The organism is Chitinophaga sp. (genome assembly GCF_035564935.1).
Taxonomy (GTDB): Bacteria; Bacteroidota; Bacteroidia; order Chitinophagales; family Chitinophagaceae; genus Chitinophaga.
Genome location: NZ_DATMTE010000785.1, coordinates 1 through 2,267, shown reverse-complemented (window position 1 = coordinate 2,267; position 2,267 = coordinate 1). Strand labels below are relative to the sequence as shown.

2 protein-coding genes are annotated in these 2,267 nt (G+C 44.9%); both read right to left on the bottom strand.

Going from position 1 to position 2,267, the window contains the following annotated elements:
• Window positions 1-121 precede the first annotated feature (121 nt).
• The gene (locus VN105_RS20245; RefSeq protein WP_325643585.1) at window positions 122-916 is read right to left on the bottom strand and encodes a hypothetical protein; all 795 of its coding nucleotides are present in this window, start codon (window positions 914-916) and stop codon (window positions 122-124) included.
• Window positions 917-934: 18 nt separating this feature from the next.
• On the bottom strand, window positions 935-2,267 hold a 1,333-nt coding region (locus VN105_RS20240; protein ID WP_325643583.1), incomplete at its 5' end, for a hypothetical protein.

Below are 2,267 nucleotides of genomic sequence, written 5' to 3'. Positions count from 1 at the left end.
TGCGTTTGCCACATGAATCGTTCCCAGCAGCAGCAACAGTACACAGCATACACTGTAACAGAGAATATTTAATTTTCTATAACCCATAGGTAAAGGGCATTAATGGTGAATAGGTTAACACTTAAAGGGTTGATATCAATCTGAAATGACTATAGGCAGCAGCAGGTTTCCAGCCCTCTCCTTCCTTCTGCAGGTAAGTAGACAAACTAAGCCGGCTTCCATCTGTAATCACCTCATTCCATTTATTGAAAACCGTGGTGATCTCCCTGTCCATCTTCCTGTTCATCGGATCTTCCAGGTTGGTTAAACGCATGTAAACGCTGTTCAACTTCCCGGCACTACGATCATAGGTAATTTTCAATTCCTTACAGGTAACATGGCGTTCACAAAGCAGTTGCACAGTTGTTAAATTATCGGTGTGCGTGGTATTGATAGCATAGCTATCGCTCTCCCAGAGTGCAATGATACTATCCACCGGTAACTGGGGAGCCGCCACTACCTCTTTGGGAGGTGAAACAAATAGTTTCTCAATTCCCCGGTTAACCGAAATACACAAGTCATTCAGCTGGATCATTTCATTATCGCCAAGCTGATAATACATTTCTGCATTTCTCCTGCAATAATTAAATGTGGCGTTCACATTTTCTGTCGGCTCCGCCGGATCACTGATCCGGATACTGCCTCCCATATCAATTACAGACAACGTGTCAACACGCCTGTAAATAGCAATGATCTGTCCGAGCAACGCAGCATCCTCCCGTTGAAAATGGGGAGCCTCTTGAACTACTGCTGCCTGTTCTCTCACGGGAGGCCACCAGCTATGCAGCAAAGGCCGGCCGCCTATGGCCAGTCCAACCACCATTACTGCCGACACGAATAAAATGATAAACTTTCCACTTATATGATACTTCTTCATCTTTCAATATTAAAGCGGTTAATTTTTCGCCCTGTAGGAAGAGCGGTTTTCTTTAATCGTCATGATTCCCCGGTCTGTTTCCTTCTTTAACCTGATCAGGGTACCTTCATCATCATACTCATACAGCGTGGCCAGGTTATTTTCATCCAATTGCGCCATGAGTCGCTGGTTTTGAGGATCATACGCAAACGTTTTAATATTGCCGGCAACAGGTAAAATACGTATGTCGTCTATCCTTGTAGCGCTGCCTGCAGACAGGGTCAGGGCAGTAGAAGATGCGGTTGTACCCGCATAAAATCTGAGCTCTACCAGCTTCCATCCTTCTACCGAAGCCTTTACTGTGAGGGGCCGGTCAACGTCATTAATACTCACTTTCAGATCGGAGGTACTACCTGCAGGTTGTGCATCTTTTACCCAGGCAGAAAAAATGTATTCTGAACCTGGCTTTGGAGCAAATCCCATCGGGTAGACGTTAGGCCTGGTCGTACGCATGTATTCGCCCAGGTCAGAAAAATCCAGATAAGGCAGGGTATGGTGCACATTCTCATGCGGATGCGTGTATAACACCAGCGGGCTATTTAGCTTCAGACTGTATTTACCGGTGTGAGCGATTTTGTTGTCCAGCCAGTCTGTATACTGTCCCTTGTCGCGGATCATCACGAACATGTTGAAGCTGTCTTTCGGATTACTATTTTCCTGAATAGCGTTCACCCGATATGCATAATCCTCAAATCCATCGTAAAATATTTCCCGCTGCATCGCATTGGAAGCCACTGCAGCAGTAAGTGTATTATTAAAACTAAACAGTGCGCTTTTGAAAATCCCCAATGGATCTTTTGATTCCAGGCCATTTCCCTGGGCGTCAAAAAGAGTGATAGTACCGGTGCTGACCCATTTTTCATTATTCACATAAGTGGGCTTCCACGAATTATCGGTCACTGAGAAATACCAATAAGGAGTAAAGTTCTGATAAGCCCCCCCCTTCCTGATATCAGGGACAGACAGCTGTTGCCCGGTCCTGTTCACCAGGAAAGCTTTCTGCTCTATTGGGCGCCAGTTTCCGAGAAATCCATACAAGAAAGGATTCATCTGGAAAATGATAGGTGTGACATAATCCTCTTTACTTATCAGCGTACTTAACGCCCCCTGAAGTTCCACTACATCGGCGGGATAATGTATCAGATCTTCTGATGAATAAGCAATAATATTTGTATAATTACCGGTGTTATATAATTCATAAGCCGATTTATTATAGATCTCTGCAGCAAAACCGGCTTCCTGCCCCTTGGAATTACGACCCATGATCCGGAAATTATGTTTGCCGGGAAGCAGGCCCGTTAATTGAAAAACA

What these genes read in the sequence shown, in the direction of transcription:
- VN105_RS20245 (WP_325643585.1), bottom strand. Translation starts at nt 916, where the DNA reads ATGAAGAAGTATCATATAAGTGGAAAGTTTATCATTTTATTCGTGTCG.